This is a genomic window from Pseudomonas sp. efr-133-TYG-5 (assembly GCF_030209175.1).
Taxonomy (GTDB): Bacteria; Pseudomonadota; Gammaproteobacteria; order Pseudomonadales; family Pseudomonadaceae; genus Aquipseudomonas.
In genome coordinates this window covers 2,333,682-2,351,245 of the sequence record NZ_JARVSM010000001.1, presented here as the reverse complement: position 1 = coordinate 2,351,245, position 17,564 = coordinate 2,333,682, and the positions used below count along the sequence as shown (strand labels likewise).

The window sequence follows — 17,564 nt, the reverse complement described above, 5'->3', positions numbered from 1 at the left end:
CACCCGGCGGGGCTTTTTTCATGGTGCGAGTGAACCGGCGTTGGCTTTGAGCTCCAGGGCGATTTGCACCGCCCGCAATGCATTGAGGCGCCCATGCCCGTAATAGTGGCTATGGCCTTTTTCATCGTATTGACCGAGTGGCCCGTCGTCGGTGTGACCGATCTTGTCGCAGCAATCGGCAAGTATCTTCCGTACCGCAGAGCGATCAAGGTCGGGGTTGACTCCGAGCACTAGTGCAGCGATGCCCGCGGCGCCGGGGCAGGCGCTGGAGGTGCCGCTGAAGGAGTCGATGTAAGCCGGCAATGTTGCTGCGGCAAACTTTGCGCTCAAGTCGGTGGTTCGGATACCCCGGGTCTGCGGGATCGAGGTTGCAGGTTTGAACTTCGGATCGGGGTGTTGCTGATCTCCGCTGGGAAAGCAGCACCAGAGTGATTTGCCGTAATCGCTGTAGGCACTGCGCCGGTTCTGATCATTGCAGGCACCTACCGCAATCACGTGGGGGTGGCTGGAGTAGCCATCGTTATCGGCGCATTCGTTACCGTTTCCCGCGCCAAAGAAAATTACACAGCCTTTGCCGTTGCGGCCCTTGGTGGCGGCGTATTCGATTGCCAGCCGTGTGCTGGCAGCCAGTGGAAACACCTGCGTATGACGCGGGTCGGCCGGGTCGGCCCAATGACCTTCAGCTGGCCCCCAACTGCAGGAGATGATGTCGGCCCCCTGATCGGCAGCCCAGAAAAAGGCGTCGGCCTCCGCGCGTGCTCCCAAGGGTTTGGTGAGCTTCAACGGCATCAGGCTGGCTTTGGGGGCGACGCCGCTGGCGCCATCCGCACCATTGGCGCAAGCCACTCCGGCAGCGGCCGTACCGTGGCGTTCCTGGGCGTTCAGTGGGCGCGGGCCCCCTTTGGCGTTACGTCGGTCAAAGTTCTTTGCACCGACAACTTTGCCTTCTCCGGAAAATTCGGGATGGTCAATATCGAACGCGTCATCGATAACGGCGATGACGATGCCTTCGCCCTGCGCGAGTTCATGGGCGGCTTCGACGTTGGCGCTCGCATCGATTTCAACCTGATAGGTCACGGTGGTTTTCTTCAGGTGCCACTGATTGGCATGGATCGCTCGGCGTTGACCCTGTCGCAGCAATTCCGGGTGGCAGTACTCGATCTCGTCGCGTTCCAGCCATTTCCCTGTGAGGGAGCAGGTAGCGATGCCATGAGTGCCGGGGTGATGGACAAAAAAGGCATTTTTCGCATAAGGCACTTGTTGTTTGATCATCAGGCCCAGCTCTTCAAGTATGACCATGCATTCAGTGGCTTTCAGCGAATCGATGAACTTCAAAAAGATATTTTCGGTATAGAGGACCGGCTCCTGAGTCATGGGGTCCACCAGCACACTGCCTGCGAAGCGCACGTCAGGCAATTCGCGTAACAGCGTCTTGCGTTGCGCTGCGTCCGAGTGCCGAGGCAGTTTGAAAACCTGCACATCAGCGTCCTCGACATGCAGCAACAGCTCGCAACCTTCCAGCGCTGCGTGAGCGGATTCGCAGCAAAGCGTTTGGGCCAGCTGCTTTCCCGCGTGGCTGCGGACGGCCAGTAACTGGCGATTTTTCTCCAGGACAAATGGACGGTCCTGCTGCTTGCCGAAATTGACTTCTACCATGAGCTTTGCATCTTCCTTTGGATAATGACGGGACAAAACGCCCTCAATTCAATTTCCGAAGTCTGCAGTCCAGCGTCCGCCAGTGATGTCGGTTGTTGTTACTGCCCATTGTGGGAAATTACGGCGGCTTTCAGCGGTTTTCACCGTTTGGTAAGTAGGATTGATATCTCTGCTTGTGCGCGGGGTTGTAGGGGGCGCCTCAGCTGACTAAGATGTCAGGAAATTCATCCTATGATTGGATGATAGGGCGAATCCTATGTCAGAAATCTCTCCACTGGTTAAGCGATCCCTGGTCGATCAGGCCCTGGATCAGTTGCGTCAGCGCATTACCGATGGCGTGTGGCAGGTCGGCCAGCGACTGCCGACCGAACCCGAGCTGAGCGCCGAACTCGGTATCAGCCGCAACACCGTGCGGGAAGCCATGCGCGTGCTGGCGTTCTCCGGGTTGATCGAAATCCGCCAGGGCGATGGCAGTTATCTGCGCGCGGTGGTCGATCCGCTGGACACGCTCAAGGCGTTGTCCCGCTGCTCGCTGGAGCAGGCGCGCGAGACCCGGCACATCCTCGAAGTCGAAGCGATCGGCCTGGCCGCGCTGCGGCGCACCGATGAGGATCTGCTCGCCCTGCGCGAAGCGCTGGGCACCAGCGGCAGTCATTACCACGGCGATCTCGACACCTACATCGCCTGTGATCTGGTGTTCCATCGCCGTCTGGTGGACGCCGCGCACAACCCGACGCTCAGCGAGCTGTATCGCTATTTCTCCAGCATTGTCGGCGCGCAATTGCGCCAGACCCTGAACATCGTCCCGCGCCGTCAGGAAGTGTTCGATCTGCACATCGAGTTGCTCGATGCGGTCGAACAACGCGACCCGGAGCGGGCCAAAGCCCTATCGAGACAGTTGATCAATGAACCTTGAACGCGAAAAAAACCTGACCACCTCCAAAAGAGTTGCCGAACTTGAAGAACTGCTGATCGACGCCGAGGCCGACGACGAGCAAGTGCAGCAGAGCCAGCCGCTGGTACGCCGGCCGTGGCTGTTGCTGCTGGGGCTGATTCTGGTGGCACTGAACCTGCGCCCGGCGCTGTCGAGCATGGCGCCGCTGCTCAGCGAGGTGTCGAAAAGCCTTGGCCTGTCGGCTGCCCAGGCCGGACTGCTGACCACGCTGCCGGTGCTGTGCCTTGGGCTGTTCGCGCCGCTGGCGCCGATCCTGGCGCGGCGGTTTGGCGCTGAAAGGGTGGTGCTCGGCATCCTCCTGACCCTGGCGGGCGGCATCATTCTGCGCAGCCATTTCGCTGAAATCGGCCTGTTCGCCGGCAGCATTCTCGGGGGCGCGAGCATCGGCATCATCGGTGTGTTGCTGCCGGGGATCGTCAAGCGCGACTTCGCCAGGCACGCCGGAACCATGACCGGCGTCTACACCATGGCCCTGTGCCTGGGCGCGGCGATGGCCGCGGGTTCGACCGTGCCGTTGAGCGAGCACTTCGACCACAGTTGGGCCATGGGCCTGGGTTTCTGGGTGATTCCGGCGCTGGTGGCGGCGCTGTTCTGGCTGCCGCAGGTCGGGCAGAAACACGGCGCGCACAATGTCGCCTACCGGGTGCGCGGTCTGCTGCGCGATCCGCTGGCTTGGCAGGTGACGCTGTACATGGGCCTGCAATCGTCGCTGGCCTACATCGTCTTTGGCTGGTTGCCGTCGATCCTGATCGGGCGCGGACTGACCCCGACCCAGGCCGGTCTGGTGTTGTCCGGTTCGGTGATCATCCAGCTCGCCAGTTCGCTGGCGGCACCCTGGCTGGCGACCCGTGGCAAGGATCAGCGTCTGGCAATCGTGGTGGTGATGGCGCTGACCCTGGGCGGGTTGTTCGGTTGCCTGTATGCACCGATTGAAGGGCTGTGGGGCTGGGCGATTCTGTTGGGGCTGGGGCAGGGCGGTACCTTCAGCCTGGCGTTGACCCTGATCGTGCTGCGCTCGCGGGATTCGCATGTCGCGGCCAACCTGTCGAGCATGTCCCAGGGTTTCGGTTATACCCTGGCCTCGATGGGGCCGTTTGCGGTCGGCGTGGTGCATGACTGGACCGGAGGCTGGAACGCCGTGGGCTGGATTTTCGGCATCATCGGCACCGGTGCGATCATTGCCGGGCTAGGTGCCGGCCGGGCGCTGTACGTGCAAGTGCAAAGCGAAAAGATCTGACGAAACATGGGAGCGAGCTTGCTCGCGAAAGCCGTGGGTCAGTCAAGATTGAGGGCGACTGATTCACCGCTTTCGCGAGCAAGCTCGCTCCCACAGGTTTCAGAGTGTTTGCCGCTCTTGTTTGGTATTTGTTGCGCGAATGCCGATAGTGTTTCTGCGATTTGCAGCTTATCGTGCTGGCAATCTGTCCATTTTCTGGAGTTTGCCCATGAGTGAAGCCCACGCCGCGTTGATCACCCGCTTCTACCAGGCCTTCCAGCGCCTCGACGCCGAGGCCATGGCCGCCTGCTACACCGACGACGTGGTGTTCAGCGATCCGGCCTTCGGCGAGCTGCGCGGACGTGATGCCGGCGACATGTGGCGCATGCTCACCACGCGGGCCAAGGATTTCTCCCTGACATTCGACAATGTCCGCGCCGACGAGCGCAGCGGCGGTGTGCACTGGGTGGCGACTTACCTGTTCAGCCAGACCGGCAACGTGGTGATCAACGATATCCAGGCACGTTTCGTATTCCGTGATGGCAAGATCTGCGAACACCATGACCATTTCGACCTATGGCGCTGGTCGCGTCAGGCCCTGGGTTTCAAGGGCTTGTTGCTCGGCTGGACGCCGCTGGTGCGCAACGCCGTGCGCGCCCAGGCCTTGAAAGGGCTGAAGGCATTTCAGGCAAGTCGCTGATAAGATCGCGGCCTGTTTCCTACGCACCCTGATCATCAAGTGACCAGCCCCAGCGAAAAACCTCTCGATGCCGACGTTCCAGCGAGCAAGTCCTGGTTCGTCTACCTCGTGCGTGCCGCCAACGGTTCGCTGTACTGCGGGATCAGCGATGATCCCGTGCGGCGCTTCGCCAAGCACCAGAGCGGCAAGGGCGCACGCTTCTTTCTGTCCAGTCCGGCCATGGCCCTGGTCTACACCGAACGCTGCCGCGACAAAAGCGATGCGCTGCGCCAGGAGCGGCTGATCAAAAAGCTCAGGAAGAGTGCCAAGGAATGCCTGGTGGCGTCTTATCAATCTGACTGATCGGTTCCCATCAGGCAGATCTGTAGGCTGCTATGCAAATGCACGCTAAGCTGCGGGCTCACTTTCTGTGCGGCGGAGCCGAGCATGTCCGAGTTGATCCTGCACCACTATCCGACTTCTCCCTTTGCCGAAAAGGCCCGGCTGCTGTTGGGCTTCAAAGGCTTGTCCTGGCGCTCGGTGCATATCTCGCCGGTGATGCCCAAGCCTGACCTGACCGCCCTGACCGGTGGCTACCGCAAGACCCCGGTGCTGCAGATCGGCGCCGACATCTATTGCGACACTGCACTGATCGCCCGCCGTCTGGAGCAGGAGAAAGCGCAGCCGGCGTTCTTCCCGGAAGGTCAGGAAATGATCGTCGCCAGTTTCGCCGCGTGGGCCGATTCGGTGGTGTTCCAGCATGCGGTCAGTCTGGTGTTTCAACCGGAATCCGTTGCTGTGCGTTTCGGCAAATTGCCGCCGGAGGCGATCAAGGCCTTTCTGGCCGACCGTGCCGGGCTGTTCAGTGGTGGGAGTGCCACGCGGTTGTCGGCCGAGCAGGCCAAGCATCAATGGCCGACGATCATGGCGCGCCTGGAGCTGCAATTGCAGCGCGAACAGGGCGACTTCCTGTTCGGCGAACCCTCGATTGCCGACTTCGCCCTGGCCCACCCGCTGTGGTTCCTCAAGGCTACGCCGGTGACGGCGCCGCTGGTCGACGCCTATCCGGCGGTGGCGGCATGGCTGGCGCGCGTGCTCGGTTTCGGACACGGTGCGGCGAGCGAGATGTCGGCGGAGGAGGCGCTGCAGGTCGCGCGTCAGTCGACACCGGCGGCGTTGCCGGAGGAGTCGTTTGTCGAACCCAACGGCTTCCAGGCGGGTAAGCAGGTGGCGATTGCCGCGACGGACTACGGGGTTGATCCGGTGGTCGGCGAGTTGCTGTTTGCCGGCAGCGAGGAGCTGATCCTGCGTCGCGAAGACGAGCGTGGCGGTGTGGTGCATGTGCACTTCCCGCGCTTTGGTTTCCGCATCGAAGCACGCTGAAAGCACAAGCTCGTCGCCTGCACTGATCTTTTGCAGGCGGCGAGCTGCTGATCGGGCTGTTACTTCAAGGCCGCCAGGATCTCATCCGGGTCAAACCCGCGAATCAACGTGCCATTCACGTCGATCAACGGAATCCCGCGTCCACCCAGCGCCTCATACGCCTTGCGCGCCTCGGCATCCTTCTCGATATCGAACTCCTTGAACGCAATCCCCTTGCTGTCGAGAAAACGTTTGGTCTGCTTGCAGTAGCCGCACCAGTCGGTGGCGTAGAGCACGACATTGGCGTTGGCGCGAACCTGCTCGGCCACCATCTGCGCCGGGTTGAACAGCCGCTCGATCTTGCCCCAGTTCTGATAGACGACAACCACCAGCAGCACCAGGGCAACTTTTTTCAGCACATTGCCGAGCATCAGTTGCGGCGCTTCAACTGATCGGTGAGCGAGGTCGGCAGACCCTTGATGATCAAGGTGCCGGCCTCTTCGTCATACTCGATCTTCGAGCCCAGCAAGTGCGCTTCAAAGCTGATCGACAGGCCTTCGGCGCGGCCGGTGAAGCGGCGGAACTGGTTGAGCGTGCGCTTGTCCGCCGGGATCTCCGGCGACAGGCCGTAGTCCTTGTTGCGGATGTGATCGTAGAAGGCTTTCGGCCGATCTTCGTCGATCAGTTCCGAGAGTTCTTCCAGGCCCATCGGCTCGCCGAGCTTGGCCTGGCTGCTGGCGTAGTCGACCAGGGTCTTGGTTTTCTCGCGGGCGGAGTCTTCCGGCAGGTCCTCGCTTTCGACGAAGTCGCTGAAGGCCTTGAGCAGGGTGCGCGTCTCGCCGGGGCCGTCGACGCCTTCCTGGCAGCCGATGAAGTCGCGGAAGTATTCCGAGACCTTCTTGCCGTTCTTGCCCTTGATGAACGAGATGTACTGCTTGGACTGCTTGTTGTTCTGCCACTCGGAAACGTTGATCCGCGCCGCCAGGTGCAACTGGCCGAGGTCGAGGTGGCGCGACGGGGTGACGTCGAGCTCGTCGGTCACCGCGACGCCTTCGCTGTGGTGCAGCAGGGCGATCGCCAGGTAGTCGGTCATGCCTTGCTGGTAATGGGCGAACAGCACGTGGCCGCCCACCGACAGGTTGGATTCTTCCATCAGTTTTTGCAGGTGCTCGACCGCCACCCGGCTGAACGCGGTGAAATCCTGGCCACCGTCGAGATAGTCCTTCAGCCAGCCGCTGAACGGAAACGCCCCGGACTCCGGATGAAACAGGCCCCAGGCCTTGCCCTGCTTGGCGTTATAGCTTTCGTTGAGGTCGGCGAGCATGTTCTCGATAGCCGCGGACTCCGCCAGTTCGGAGTCACGGGCGTGCAGAACCGCGGGGCTGCCGTCGGGTTTTTTGTCGATCAGGTGGACGATGCAATGACGGATCGGCATGGGCTTCTCGGCTGGTGGCAGGGAGGAGGGCGCGCTCCCCCGAAAAAGCGCCCAGTGTACCGCAATCTCCGGGCGAGGCTCGCTGCAGGCGCTGCCCGAGGCTGCGATCTTTTGACTGCGATTTTGCAAAACCAGATCAAAAGCGCCTCTGATCGAAGCCTGAGCCTTCGGCCGCTGCTGAATAGATGACGCGGCTGGAAATTCCCGCCTGCGCCAGCGTAATTACGGGGTTGAAGGGCGAATTCGCGGCAAGAGCCCGGCCTTATGCATTTATTTACCGATTTAGCGCAATAAACCTGACCATTTGGCTAGCTAGAGGCGGATATTTCCTTGTCTCTGTGCTAGTTTTGCCCGGTCTTACGCGAAGTCACTGCGTTAAGCGTGCAATCAGCATTTGTCAGGTCGAACCAAACCCTGATTTCGGCATCTATAACCCGACTCGTCGTGGTTATCGCCGAGGGTGCCAGATCCAGAAGATCGGGCTCGATGGCTGACACTGCACTCTGCAATCCATATGAATTTGATAGGGAAGGAACACTACATGGCTCTTACTAAAGACCAACTGATCTCCGACATCGCTGAAGCTATCGACGCGCCGAAAACCACCGCGCGTAACGCTCTGGAGCAACTGGGCCAAATCGTTGCCGATCAGCTGGAAAACGGTGCCGAAATCACCTTGCCAGGTATCGGCAAGTTGAAAGTGACCGAGCGTCCTGCCCGTACTGGCCGTAACCCATCGACTGGCGCTGCCATCGAAATCGCTGCCAAGAAAGTGGTCAAGTTCGTTCCAGCCAAAGTGCTGAGCGACAGCATCAACAAGTAAGAACAGCAAAAAAAACCGTGCGCCGGAGTGATCCGGGCACGGTTTTTTTGTGCCTGCGATTTGGCAATTGGCCCTTACCCCTTGTGGGAGCGAGCCTGCTCGCGAAAGCGGTAGGTCGGTCAATATCGAAGGTGACTGATCCAACGCTTTCACGAGCAGGCTCGCGCCCCACAGGGGATCAGCAGTGTCTCAGCGCACCCAGCGCTCGCGCCGCCAGATCTGCTGCTCGGACTTGGTCTGGAAGGTCCACGCCACGAAACGGCTCTGTTTCTGTCCCTGAGACATCTCCACCACCTGGCTTTCCAGGACACCGGCCTTCTTCAGCGCGGTTTCTATGGCGGGCAGGTTCGAGGCTTTCGACACCAGCGTGCTGAACCACAGCACTTTGTGCGCAAAGTTCGCACTCTCGGCGATCAGTTGCGTGACGAAACGTGCTTCGCCGCCCTCGCACCACAGCTCGGCGGACTGGCCACCGAAGTTGAGCACCGGCAGTTTGCGTTTCGGATCGGCCTTGCCCAGCGCGCGCCACTTGCGCTCGCTGCCCTTGGTGGCCTCTTCCATCGAAGCGTGGAACGGCGGGTTGCACATGGTCAGGTCGAAGCGCTCGCCCGGCTCCAGCAAGCCGATCAGGATGTGCTTGCGGTTTTCCTGCTGGCGCAGCTGGATCACCTTGTTCAGACCGTTGGACTGGACGATGGCCCGGGCGGCGGCCACGGCCGTCGGGTCGATTTCCGAACCGAGGAAGTGCCAGCGGTATTCGCTGTTGCCGATCAGCGGGTAAACGCAGTTGGCGCCCATGCCGATGTCCAGCACGTTGACGATGGCGCCGCGCGGAACCACGCCGTCGTTGTGGCTGGCCAGCAGGTCAGCCAGGAAGTGGATGTAGTCGGCACGGCCCGGCACCGGCGGGCACAGATAATCGGCCGGGATGTCCCAATGCTGGATACCGTAGAACGCCTTGAGCAACGCCCGGTTGAACACGCGCACCGCGTCGGGGCTGGCGAAGTCGATGCTTTCCTTGCCGTACGGGTTGGTGATCACGAACTTCGCCAGTTCCGGTGTGGTTTTGATCAGCGCCGGGAAGTCATAGCGACCCTGATGGCGATTGCGCGGGTGCAGGCTGGCCTTTTCACGCGGCTCGGCGGCTTTGGCCGGGGTCGCGGCATCAGGCTTCTTGCGCGCAGGTTTCGGTGTGCGGGGGGCGTTCATGGCTGTGTTCGATTCGGGTATGGCTGAAAGTGGCGGCCATTGTCCCACATCTGACGGCAACACTGTGGGAGCGAGCCTGCTCGCGAAGACGGTTACACATCCGGCAGATCAGTCGACTGACACAGCGCTTTCGCGAGCAGGCTCGCTCCCACAGGGAATTCGTGGGGATTCTGGAATGAAAAAGGGAGGCCACTTGGCCTCCCTCTTTGATTGCGGCTTGCCCTTACAGGCTGGAAATCCGCGCGTGCTGCTCGGCCAGTTTGCCCAGGGCCTGTTCAGCCTCGGCCAGTTTGGCGCGTTCCTTGTCGATGACTTCGGCCGGCGCCTTGTCGACGAAACCGGCGTTGGACAGCTTGCCGCCCACCCGCTGGACTTCGCCCTGCAGACGCAGGATTTCCTTGTCCAGGCGCGCCAGTTCGGCACCCTTGTCGATCAGCCCGGCCATCGGCACCAGCACTTCCATCTCGCCCACCAGCGCGGTGGCGGACAGCGGTGCTTCTTCGCCGGCCGCCAGCACGGTGATCGATTCCAGACGCGCCAGTTTCTTCAGCAGCGCTTCGTTCTCGGTCAGGCGACGCTGGTCTTCGGCGCTGACGTTCTTCAGGTAGATCGGCAGCGGCTTGCCCGGGCCGATGTTCATCTCGCCACGGATGTTGCGCGTGCCGAGCATCAGGCCCTTGAGCCATTCGATGTCGTCTTCGGCCGCCGGATCGATGCGCTCTTCGTTGGCCACCGGCCACGGTTGCAGCATGATCGTCTTGCCCTGAATACCGGCCAGCGGCGCGATGCGCTGCCAGATTTCTTCAGTGATGAACGGCATGAACGGGTGCGCCAGACGCAGCGCCACTTCCAGCACGCGCACCAGGGTGCGACGGGTGCCACGCTGACGCTCGACCGGCGCGTTCTCGTCCCACAGCACGGGTTTGGACAGTTCCAGGTACCAGTCGCAGTACTGGTTCCAGATGAACTCGTACAGCGCCTGTGCCGCCAGGTCGAAGCGGAACTGATCGAGTTGGCGGGTCACTTCGGCTTCGGTGCGCTGCAGCTGCGAGATGATCCAGCGATCGGCCAGCGACAGCTCGTAGGCTTCACCGTTCTGGCCGCAGTCTTCGCCCTTGTCCAGAACATAGCGCGCAGCGTTCCAGATCTTGTTGCAGAAGTTGCGGTAGCCCTCGACGCGGCCCATGTCGAACTTGATGTCGCGGCCGGTGGAAGCCAGCGAGCAGAAGGTGAAGCGCAGGGCGTCGGTGCCGTAGCTGGCGATGCCGTCGGCGAACTCGTCGCGGGTCTGCTTCTCGATTTTCTTCGCCAGTTTCGGCTGCATCATGCCGGAGGTGCGTTTCTGCACCAGGGCTTCGAGCTCGATGCCGTCGATGATGTCCAGCGGGTCAAGGACGTTGCCCTTGGACTTGGACATCTTCTGACCCTGGCCATCACGCACCAGACCGTGCACGTAAACGGTCTTGAACGGCACCTGCGGGGTGCCGTCCTCGTTCTTGATCAGGTGCATCGTCAGCATGATCATCCGGGCAACCCAGAAGAAAATGATGTCGAAACCGGTGACCAGCACGTCGGTGGAGTGGAATTTCTTCAGGAACTCGGTCTGTTCCGGCCAGCCCAGGGTGGAGAACGTCCACAGGCCCGAGCTGAACCAGGTGTCGAGCACGTCGTTGTCCTGCTGCAGCGCGACGTCCGCGCCGAGGTTGTGCTTGGCACGCACTTCGGCTTCGTCGCGACCGACGTAGACCTTGCCCGACTCGTCATACCAGGCCGGGATGCGGTGGCCCCACCACAGCTGACGGCTGATGCACCAGTCCTGGATGTCGCGCATCCACGAGAAGTACATGTTTTCGTACTGTTTCGGCACGAACTGGATGCGGCCGTCTTCCACGGCAGCAATCGCCGGCTCGGCCAGCGGCTTGGTGGAGACGTACCACTGGTCGGTCAGCCACGGCTCGATGACGGTGCCGGAGCGGTCGCCTTTCGGCACTTTCAGGTTGTGATCGTCGACGCTGACCAGCAGGCCGGCGGCGTCGAACGCGGCCACGATCTGCTTGCGTGCTTCAAAGCGCTCCAGCCCGGCGTACTCGGCCGGGATCTTGCCGTCGATGCTGTCGTTCAGCGTGCCGTCGAGGTTGAACACCTGCGCTGCCGGCAGCACGTTGGCGTTCTTGTCGAAGATGTTCAGCAGCGGCAGGTTGTGGCGCTTGCCGACTTCGTAGTCGTTGAAATCGTGGGCCGGGGTGATCTTCACGCAGCCGGTGCCGAATTCCGGATCGCAGTAATCGTCGGCGATGATCGGGATGCGGCGGCCCACCAGGGGCAGCTCGACGAACTTGCCGATCAGGGCCTTGTAGCGCTCATCGTTCGGGTTAACGGCCACGGCGGAGTCGCCGAGCATGGTTTCCGGACGGGTGGTGGCGACGATCAGGAAGTCGTTGCCTTCAGCGGTCTTGGCGCCGTCGGCCAGCGGGTATTTCAGGTTCCACAGGAAGCCTTTCTCGTCGTGGTTCTCCACTTCGAGGTCGGAAATCGCCGTGTGCAGTTTGGTGTCCCAGTTGACCAGGCGCTTGCCGCGGTAGATCAGGCCGTCTTCGTGCAGGCGTACGAAGGCTTCCTTGACCGCTTCCGAGAGGCCGTCGTCCATGGTGAAGCGCTCGCGGCTCCAGTCGACGGACGAGCCGAGACGGCGGATCTGCCGGCTGATGTTGCCGCCGGACTGATCCTTCCACTCCCAGACTTTCTCGAGGAATTTTTCCCGGCCCAGGTCGTGGCGATTCTGGCCCTGGGCTTCGAGTTGGCGTTCCACCAGCATCTGCGTGGCGATACCGGCGTGGTCGGTACCCGGTTGCCACAGGGTGTTGCGCCCCTGCATACGGCGGAAACGGATCAGCGCGTCCATGATCGCGTTGTTGAAACCGTGACCCATGTGCAGGCTGCCGGTGACGTTCGGCGGCGGGATCATGATGGTGTAGGAGTCGCCCGCGCCTTGCGGGGCGAAGTAGTTCTCGGACTCCCAGGTGTTGTACCAGGAAGTTTCAATGGCGTGCGGCTGGTAGGTCTTATCCATGCGCGGCGGGACCCTATTGGCATTTATTCAGGAAAAGCCGGGAAGTATAGCCGTGGGGGCCGCTGCAAGCTACAAGCCACAAGCTGCAAGAAGCGAGTGGCCGCCATGTTTTCGCGCTGGCTTGCAGCTTAAGGCTTGCCGCTCGTAGCGGCGGCGAGGAGCCGTTCCATGCGCGCCTCGAGGCGGCGCTTGATTTCGGTTTCGATGTGCGGAGCAAAGTCGTCGATCACATCCTGCATGATCAATTGCGCGGCGGCGCGCAGTTCGGCGTCCAGGTGCAGCAAGGCATCCGGGCCTTTGTCCACCGGCGCGGCAGGTTGTGCGGCGGGCGTCGGGGCGGGTGCGGGTGGCGCTGCGATGGCTGGCGGCTCATGGCCGACGGCTTCGAACAGCATGGGAATCTGTTCCTGTTCGCCATCATCGACCGTATCGGTCAGCAGCGGCGGTTGCAGGTTGTCATCGCCGAGCAACTGGCGGATCGACTCCAGGTCGTCCAGCAGGTGCACAGGCTTTTGCAGCGGTTTTGGAGTGTCCATCGGCGTACTCAGAGTCGCTGTAAACGGTGGTCTTGCAGAGGATAGCCCTGTTCCCGGTAGAAACGAAAACTCTCCCGTGCGGCCTGACGGATTGCCGGGTCTTCGACGACCACTTCCGCCACCCGGGCGAAGCGGCTGGCAAAGGCCGGCACTTTCAGGTCAAGGTTGACCAGCAGATCCTGGTGCTGGCCGCAGTCTTCGCCCAGACCCAGGACGATCGTGCCGTCCGGTTCGCTGTCGGCGGGGCCGTGGGGCACGAAGCTTTCGCCCTTGAAGGCCCACAGGCGTGCATCGAGGTCGTCGCGCTGGGCGGCATCGCTGCAATGCAGGTAGATGCGGTGGCCCATGCGCCAGGCCTTTTCGGTGAGCTTGCAGGCGAAGTCCAGCCGTGCGGCAGGATCGGCGCTGGGCAGGATATAGAAGTCGACTTTGGTCATTGCGGTTCCTGAGCCTCGAGCGGCGCCAGCGAAAGGCGGCGCCGCCCAGGTTCATCGGTTTCAGGCCTTGGCGCGGTCCAGCAGGTATTGGGTCAGCAGTGGCACCGGACGGCCGGTGGCGCCCTTGTCCTTGCCGCCGCTGGTCCAGGCGGTGCCGGCGATGTCCAGGTGCGCCCAGTTGAGGTTTTTGGTGAAGCGCGACAGGAAGCACGCGGCGGTGATGGTGCCGGCCTTCGGCCCGCCGATGTTGGCGATGTCGGCGAACGGGCTGTCCAGTTGTTCCTGGTATTCGTCGAACAGCGGCAGCTGCCAGGCGCGGTCGTCGGCAGCCTGGCCGGCGCTCAGCAGTTGGCCGATCAGTTCGTCGTTGTTGCCCAGCAGGCCGGAGGTGTGTGCACCCAGGGCAACCACGCAGGCGCCGGTCAGGGTGGCGATGTCGATCACCGCTTGCGGCTTGAAGCGCTCGGCGTAGGTCAGCGCATCGCACAGCACCAGACGGCCTTCGGCGTCGGTGTTGAGGATTTCGACGGTCTGGCCGCTCATGGTGGTGACGATGTCGCCCGGACGCGAAGCGTGGCCGCTCGGCATGTTCTCGGCGCAGGCGAGGATGCACACCAGGTTGATCGGCAACTTCAGCTCGAGCACCGCACGCAGGGTGCCGAACACGCTGGCAGCGCCGCCCATGTCGTACTTCATTTCATCCATGCCGGCGCCAGGCTTGAGGCTGATGCCGCCGGTGTCGAAAGTGATGCCCTTGCCGACCAGCGCATACGGCTTCTCAGACTTCTTGCCGCCGTTGTATTGCATGACGATCAGGCGCGGCGGCTGGGCGCTGCCCTGGCCGACAGCGTAGAACGAACCCATGCCCAGGGCCTTGATCTTCTTCTCGTCGAGGACTTCGACCTTGAGGTCCTTGAATTCCTTGCCGAGGTTCTTCGCCTGCTCGCCGAGGAAGGTCGGGTGGCAGATGTTCGGTGGCAGGTTGCCCAGGTCGCGGGTGAACGCCATGCCGTTGGCGATCGCCGTGGCGTGGGTCACGGCACGCTGCACTTCGGCTTGGGCGGCCTTGATGGTCGGCAGGGTGATTTTCTTCAGGGCGCGCGGTTCGGCCTTCTGGCTCTTGAACCGGTCGAAGGTGTAGCCGCCATCGACCAGGGTTTCGGCCAGCAGGCGGGTCTTGCCGTAGCTGTCGCGGCCCTTGACGATGATTTCATCCAGCGCCAGCACGGCATCGCTGCCGCCCAGGCCCTTGAGGGTATTGAGGATGCCGGCGACGATCTTGCGGAACGGGCGGTCGCCCAGTTCTTCGTCCTTGCCCACGCCGACCAGCAGCACGCGCTCGGCTTTCAGGTTCGGCAGGCTGTGCAGCAGCAGGCTCTGGCCGACCTTGCCGGCCAGGTCGCCACGCTTGAGCACGGCGCTGATCGCGCCGCCGCTCAGTTCGTCGACCTGACTGGCGGCGACGCCGAGTTTGCGGCCTTCGCCGACGGCAACCACCAGGGTGGCGGTTTTCAACGTTTCTGGGCTAACGCTTTTTACAACCAGTTCCATGTCCGGATCCCTGAATGAATGGGTCAACACGCAGGCGTCCGACGCTGTGCGCAGGCGCCTGCTTATAAATGGAGAGACGCAGGCCAGCGCCTGCGACAAAGGCGGCAGTTTGAACCTCGCCGGCCGCGCCTGACAACCCTCGGTTGGCCGATCTGCAACCGATTACGCGCCTGGATGAGTGTGCGCAGTGACAGGCGCCCTCAATCACAGGATAATGCCGCATCTTTTTTCGGCGGCTCTGCCTTGCGGGCCGGCTGATACGTTTGCTTGTTTGGCCGCCTTAGCCTGACAACCCTGGAGTGTCTGGTTTGATCGTCTTCCGTTATCTGTCCCGCGAAGTCCTGTTGACCCTGAGTGCCGTGAGTGCGGTGCTGCTGGTCATCATCATGAGCGGTCGCTTCATCAAATACCTTGCCCAGGCCGCTGCCGGCCAGCTCGATCCGGGATCGCTGTTCCTGATCATGGGCTTCCGTCTGCCGGGCTTCCTGCAACTGATCCTGCCGCTGGGCCTGTTCCTCGGGATCCTGCTGGCGTATGGCCGGTTGTACCTGGAAAGCGAAATGACCGTGCTGTCGGCCACCGGCATGAGCCAGCAGCGTCTGTTTCGCATGACCCTGTTCCCGGCGACCCTGGTGGCGCTGGTGGTGGCCTGGCTGAGCCTGAGCCTGGCCCCGCAGGGTGCCAATCAGTTCCAGCTGCTGCTGAACAAGCAGGACGCCCTGACCGAATTCGACACCCTCGAGCCCGGCCGCTTCCAGGCTTTGCGCGACGGCACGCGGGTGACCTACACCGAGACCCTGAGCGACGACCGGGTCAATCTCGGCAGTGTGTTCATTTCGCAGAAGAACCTCGGCGCCAACCAGAAGGACCGCGGGATTTCCGTGCTGGTGGCGGAAAAGGGCCGTCAGGAAATCCACCCCGATGGCAACCGCTACCTGATTCTCGCCAATGGCTATCGCTATGACGGCAGCCCGGGCCAGGCCGACTATCGCGCGATCCACTACGAAACCTACGGCGTACTGCTGCCCAAGCCCGACGTCAGCGACGAAGTGACCGATCGCGACGCCGTGCCGACTTCAACCCTGCTCGCCAGTGACGACATTCGTTCGCGGGCCGAGCTGCAATGGCGCCTGTCGCTGCCGTTGCTGGTGTTCATCGTGACCTTGATGGCGGTGCCGCTGTCGCGGGTCAATCCGCGTCAGGGGCGTTTCCTCAAGCTGCTGCCGGCGATTCTTCTTTATATGGCTTACCTGACCATCCTGATTGCGTCCCGCGGCGCCCTTGAAAAAGGCAAGATTCCTGCGGCCCTCGGCTTGTGGTGGGTGCACGCGATCTTCCTGGTCATCGGCCTCGCCCTGCTGTATTGGGAGCCGCTGCGCCTGAAGCTGGCCAGCCGTCGCAGCGCTGCGCCGGAGGTGGCTCGTGGTTAAACTCGACCGCTACATCGGCAGCAGCGTGTTCATCGCGATCATCGCGGTGCTGGCGATCATTCTGGGTCTGGCGACACTGTTTGCCTTCATCGATGAGATGGGCGACGTCAGCGACACCTACACCCTGGCCGACGTGCTCAGCTTTGTATTGCTCACCGCGCCGCGGCGGCTCTACGAAATGCTGCCGATGGCAGCGCTGATCGGCTGCCTGATCGGCCTCGGCAGCCTGGCCAGCAGCAGTGAGCTGACCGTGATGCGGGCAGCGGGTGTGTCGATCGGACGTATCGTCTGGGCGGTCATGAAGCCGATGCTGGTGCTGATGCTGGCCGGTGTGCTGATCGGCGAATACGTCGCCCCGGCCACCGAAAGCATGGCCCAGGCCAACCGCTCGCTGGCCCAGGGCAGCGGCGATGCGCAAAGTGCCAAGCACGGCATGTGGCACCGTCAGGGCGATGAATTCATCCATATCAACGCCGTTCAGCCCAATGGCCTGCTGTATGGCGTGACCCGCTACCACTTCGACAAGGAACGCCACCTGCTGAGCTCCAGCTTCGCCAAGCGTGCCGAATTCAGTGTCGACCACTGGCAGCTGACGGACGTCACCACCACCGTGTTCCATGAGCGCAGCACGCAAGTGGTCAACACGCCGGAAGAGCGCTGGGATGTATCCCTTAGCCCGCAACTGCTGAGCACCGTGGTGATGGCGCCGGAATCGCTGTCGATCAGCGGCCTGTGGGGCTACATCCACTATCTGGCCGATCAGGGCCTGAGCAACGGCCGCTACTGGCTGGCGTTTTGGGTCAAGGTGTTGCAGCCACTGGTCACGGCAGCGCTGGTGTTGATGGCGATCTCCTTCATCTTCGGGCCACTGCGTTCGGTGACCCTCGGTCAGCGCGTGTTCACCGGTGTGCTGGTGGGCTTCACCTTCCGCATCGTCCAGGATCTGCTGGGGCCGTCGAGCCTGGTGTTCGGTTTCTCGCCGCTGTTCGCGGTGCTGGTGCCGGCCGGGGTGTGCGCCTTGCTGGGTGTCTGGCTGCTGCGTCGAGCCGGTTGATGAACAAGCTTTCACCCGTGCTTTAACCGCGAAAACGCCCCGGTCGACAGATCGGGGCGTTTTTGCATGCAATCCGGGTGACAGGCGAACGTGACGCTTGCGCCGTGTATCAGGTACAATTCCCGGCTATTTTTCGGCGGGCCAAGCCTGC

General features: G+C 62.2%; 16 protein-coding genes. 8 read left to right on the top strand and 8 right to left on the bottom strand.

What is annotated here, in order from left to right:
* Window positions 1-18 precede the first annotated feature (18 nt).
* Window positions 19-1,656, bottom strand: coding sequence for a S8 family peptidase (locus QRN70_RS10725; RefSeq protein ID WP_285417564.1), 1,638 nt, complete (start codon window positions 1,654-1,656; stop codon window positions 19-21).
* Window positions 1,657-1,912: 256 nt separating this feature from the next.
* Here QRN70_RS10725 and QRN70_RS10720 point away from each other — a divergent pair, with 256 nt between their 5' ends.
* From QRN70_RS10720 to QRN70_RS10700, 5 genes are all read left to right on the top strand, one after another.
* Window positions 1,913-2,572 carry a FadR/GntR family transcriptional regulator gene (locus QRN70_RS10720; RefSeq protein WP_285417562.1) on the top strand — a complete coding sequence of 220 codons (660 nt, stop codon included), beginning with the start codon at window positions 1,913-1,915 and terminating at the stop codon, window positions 2,570-2,572.
* Window positions 2,562-3,848, top strand: coding sequence for a CynX/NimT family MFS transporter (locus QRN70_RS10715; RefSeq protein ID WP_285417561.1), 1,287 nt, complete (start codon window positions 2,562-2,564; stop codon window positions 3,846-3,848). The genes QRN70_RS10720 and QRN70_RS10715 overlap by 11 nt, the downstream gene beginning before the upstream one ends.
* 208 nt (window positions 3,849-4,056) lie before the next feature.
* Window positions 4,057-4,527 carry a nuclear transport factor 2 family protein gene (locus tag QRN70_RS10710; RefSeq protein ID WP_285417560.1) on the top strand — a complete coding sequence of 157 codons (471 nt, stop codon included), beginning with the start codon at window positions 4,057-4,059 and terminating at the stop codon, window positions 4,525-4,527.
* A 39-nt stretch (window positions 4,528-4,566) separates the two neighbouring features.
* Window positions 4,567-4,869, top strand: a complete 303-nt coding sequence (locus tag QRN70_RS10705; protein ID WP_285417559.1) for a GIY-YIG nuclease family protein — start codon at window positions 4,567-4,569, stop codon at window positions 4,867-4,869.
* Between the two features lie 84 nt (window positions 4,870-4,953).
* Entirely contained in the window at window positions 4,954-5,889 is a 936-nt protein-coding gene (locus QRN70_RS10700) for a glutathione S-transferase family protein (RefSeq protein ID WP_285417558.1), read from the top strand.
* A 59-nt stretch (window positions 5,890-5,948) separates the two neighbouring features.
* On the opposite strand, the gene QRN70_RS10695 is transcribed toward QRN70_RS10700, so the two are convergent.
* The gene (locus QRN70_RS10695) at window positions 5,949-6,299 is read right to left on the bottom strand and encodes a glutaredoxin family protein (RefSeq protein WP_285417557.1); all 351 of its coding nucleotides are present in this window, start codon (window positions 6,297-6,299) and stop codon (window positions 5,949-5,951) included.
* On the bottom strand, window positions 6,299-7,303 hold the full coding sequence (gene yejK / locus QRN70_RS10690) for a nucleoid-associated protein YejK (RefSeq protein WP_285417556.1): 1,005 nt from the start codon (window positions 7,301-7,303) through the stop codon (window positions 6,299-6,301). Before yejK ends, QRN70_RS10695 begins: the two co-directional genes overlap by 1 nt.
* A 541-nt stretch (window positions 7,304-7,844) precedes the next feature.
* Between yejK and QRN70_RS10685 the strand changes: the two genes are divergently transcribed.
* Complete coding sequence (locus QRN70_RS10685; RefSeq protein ID WP_285417555.1) at window positions 7,845-8,126, top strand: HU family DNA-binding protein; 282 nt, start codon at window positions 7,845-7,847, stop codon at window positions 8,124-8,126.
* A gap of 189 nt (window positions 8,127-8,315) precedes the next feature.
* Here the strand turns inward: QRN70_RS10685 and rlmF are convergent, their stop codons facing one another.
* From rlmF to QRN70_RS10660, 5 genes are all read right to left on the bottom strand, one after another.
* A complete protein-coding gene (rlmF, locus tag QRN70_RS10680; protein WP_285417553.1) occupies window positions 8,316-9,335 on the bottom strand; it encodes a 23S rRNA (adenine(1618)-N(6))-methyltransferase RlmF in 1,020 nt (339 codons plus the stop codon).
* Between the two features lie 223 nt (window positions 9,336-9,558).
* Window positions 9,559-12,405, bottom strand: a complete 2,847-nt coding sequence (locus tag QRN70_RS10675) for a valine--tRNA ligase (protein ID WP_285417552.1) — start codon at window positions 12,403-12,405, stop codon at window positions 9,559-9,561.
* Window positions 12,406-12,533: 128 nt separating this feature from the next.
* Window positions 12,534-12,941 carry a DNA polymerase III subunit chi gene (locus QRN70_RS10670; RefSeq protein WP_285417550.1) on the bottom strand — a complete coding sequence of 136 codons (408 nt, stop codon included), beginning with the start codon at window positions 12,939-12,941 and terminating at the stop codon, window positions 12,534-12,536.
* A gap of 8 nt (window positions 12,942-12,949) precedes the next feature.
* Window positions 12,950-13,378: a DNA polymerase III subunit chi gene (locus tag QRN70_RS10665; protein WP_285417548.1), complete on the bottom strand. Its 429-nt coding sequence runs from the start codon at window positions 13,376-13,378 to the stop codon at window positions 12,950-12,952.
* Window positions 13,379-13,438: 60 nt separating this feature from the next.
* Window positions 13,439-14,929 (bottom strand): leucyl aminopeptidase, encoded by a 1,491-nt coding sequence (locus tag QRN70_RS10660; protein ID WP_285417547.1) that lies wholly within the window; start codon window positions 14,927-14,929, stop codon window positions 13,439-13,441.
* A 308-nt stretch (window positions 14,930-15,237) separates the two neighbouring features.
* Between QRN70_RS10660 and lptF the strand changes: the two genes are divergently transcribed.
* Window positions 15,238-16,359 (top strand): LPS export ABC transporter permease LptF, encoded by a 1,122-nt coding sequence (lptF, locus tag QRN70_RS10655; RefSeq protein WP_285417545.1) that lies wholly within the window; start codon window positions 15,238-15,240, stop codon window positions 16,357-16,359.
* Window positions 16,352-17,413, top strand: coding sequence for an LPS export ABC transporter permease LptG (gene lptG / locus QRN70_RS10650; protein ID WP_285417543.1), 1,062 nt, complete (start codon window positions 16,352-16,354; stop codon window positions 17,411-17,413). Before lptF ends, lptG begins: the two co-directional genes overlap by 8 nt.
* Window positions 17,414-17,564: the final 151 nt, after the last annotated feature.

What these genes read in the sequence shown, in the direction of transcription:
- QRN70_RS10725 (WP_285417564.1), bottom strand. Translation starts at nt 1,656, where the DNA reads ATGGTAGAAGTCAATTTCGGCAAGCAGCAGGACCGTCCATTTGTCCTG.
- QRN70_RS10720 (WP_285417562.1), top strand. Translation starts at nt 1,913, where the DNA reads ATGTCAGAAATCTCTCCACTGGTTAAGCGATCCCTGGTCGATCAGGCC.
- QRN70_RS10715 (WP_285417561.1), top strand. Translation starts at nt 2,562, where the DNA reads ATGAACCTTGAACGCGAAAAAAACCTGACCACCTCCAAAAGAGTTGCC.
- QRN70_RS10710 (WP_285417560.1), top strand. Translation starts at nt 4,057, where the DNA reads ATGAGTGAAGCCCACGCCGCGTTGATCACCCGCTTCTACCAGGCCTTC.
- QRN70_RS10700 (WP_285417558.1), top strand. Translation starts at nt 4,954, where the DNA reads ATGTCCGAGTTGATCCTGCACCACTATCCGACTTCTCCCTTTGCCGAA.
- QRN70_RS10695 (WP_285417557.1), bottom strand. Translation starts at nt 6,299, where the DNA reads ATGCTCGGCAATGTGCTGAAAAAAGTTGCCCTGGTGCTGCTGGTGGTT.
- yejK (WP_285417556.1), bottom strand. Translation starts at nt 7,303, where the DNA reads ATGCCGATCCGTCATTGCATCGTCCACCTGATCGACAAAAAACCCGAC.
- QRN70_RS10685 (WP_285417555.1), top strand. Translation starts at nt 7,845, where the DNA reads ATGGCTCTTACTAAAGACCAACTGATCTCCGACATCGCTGAAGCTATC.
- rlmF (WP_285417553.1), bottom strand. Translation starts at nt 9,335, where the DNA reads ATGAACGCCCCCCGCACACCGAAACCTGCGCGCAAGAAGCCTGATGCC.
- QRN70_RS10675 (WP_285417552.1), bottom strand. Translation starts at nt 12,405, where the DNA reads ATGGATAAGACCTACCAGCCGCACGCCATTGAAACTTCCTGGTACAAC.
- QRN70_RS10670 (WP_285417550.1), bottom strand. Translation starts at nt 12,941, where the DNA reads ATGGACACTCCAAAACCGCTGCAAAAGCCTGTGCACCTGCTGGACGAC.
- QRN70_RS10665 (WP_285417548.1), bottom strand. Translation starts at nt 13,378, where the DNA reads ATGACCAAAGTCGACTTCTATATCCTGCCCAGCGCCGATCCTGCCGCA.
- QRN70_RS10660 (WP_285417547.1), bottom strand. Translation starts at nt 14,929, where the DNA reads ATGGAACTGGTTGTAAAAAGCGTTAGCCCAGAAACGTTGAAAACCGCC.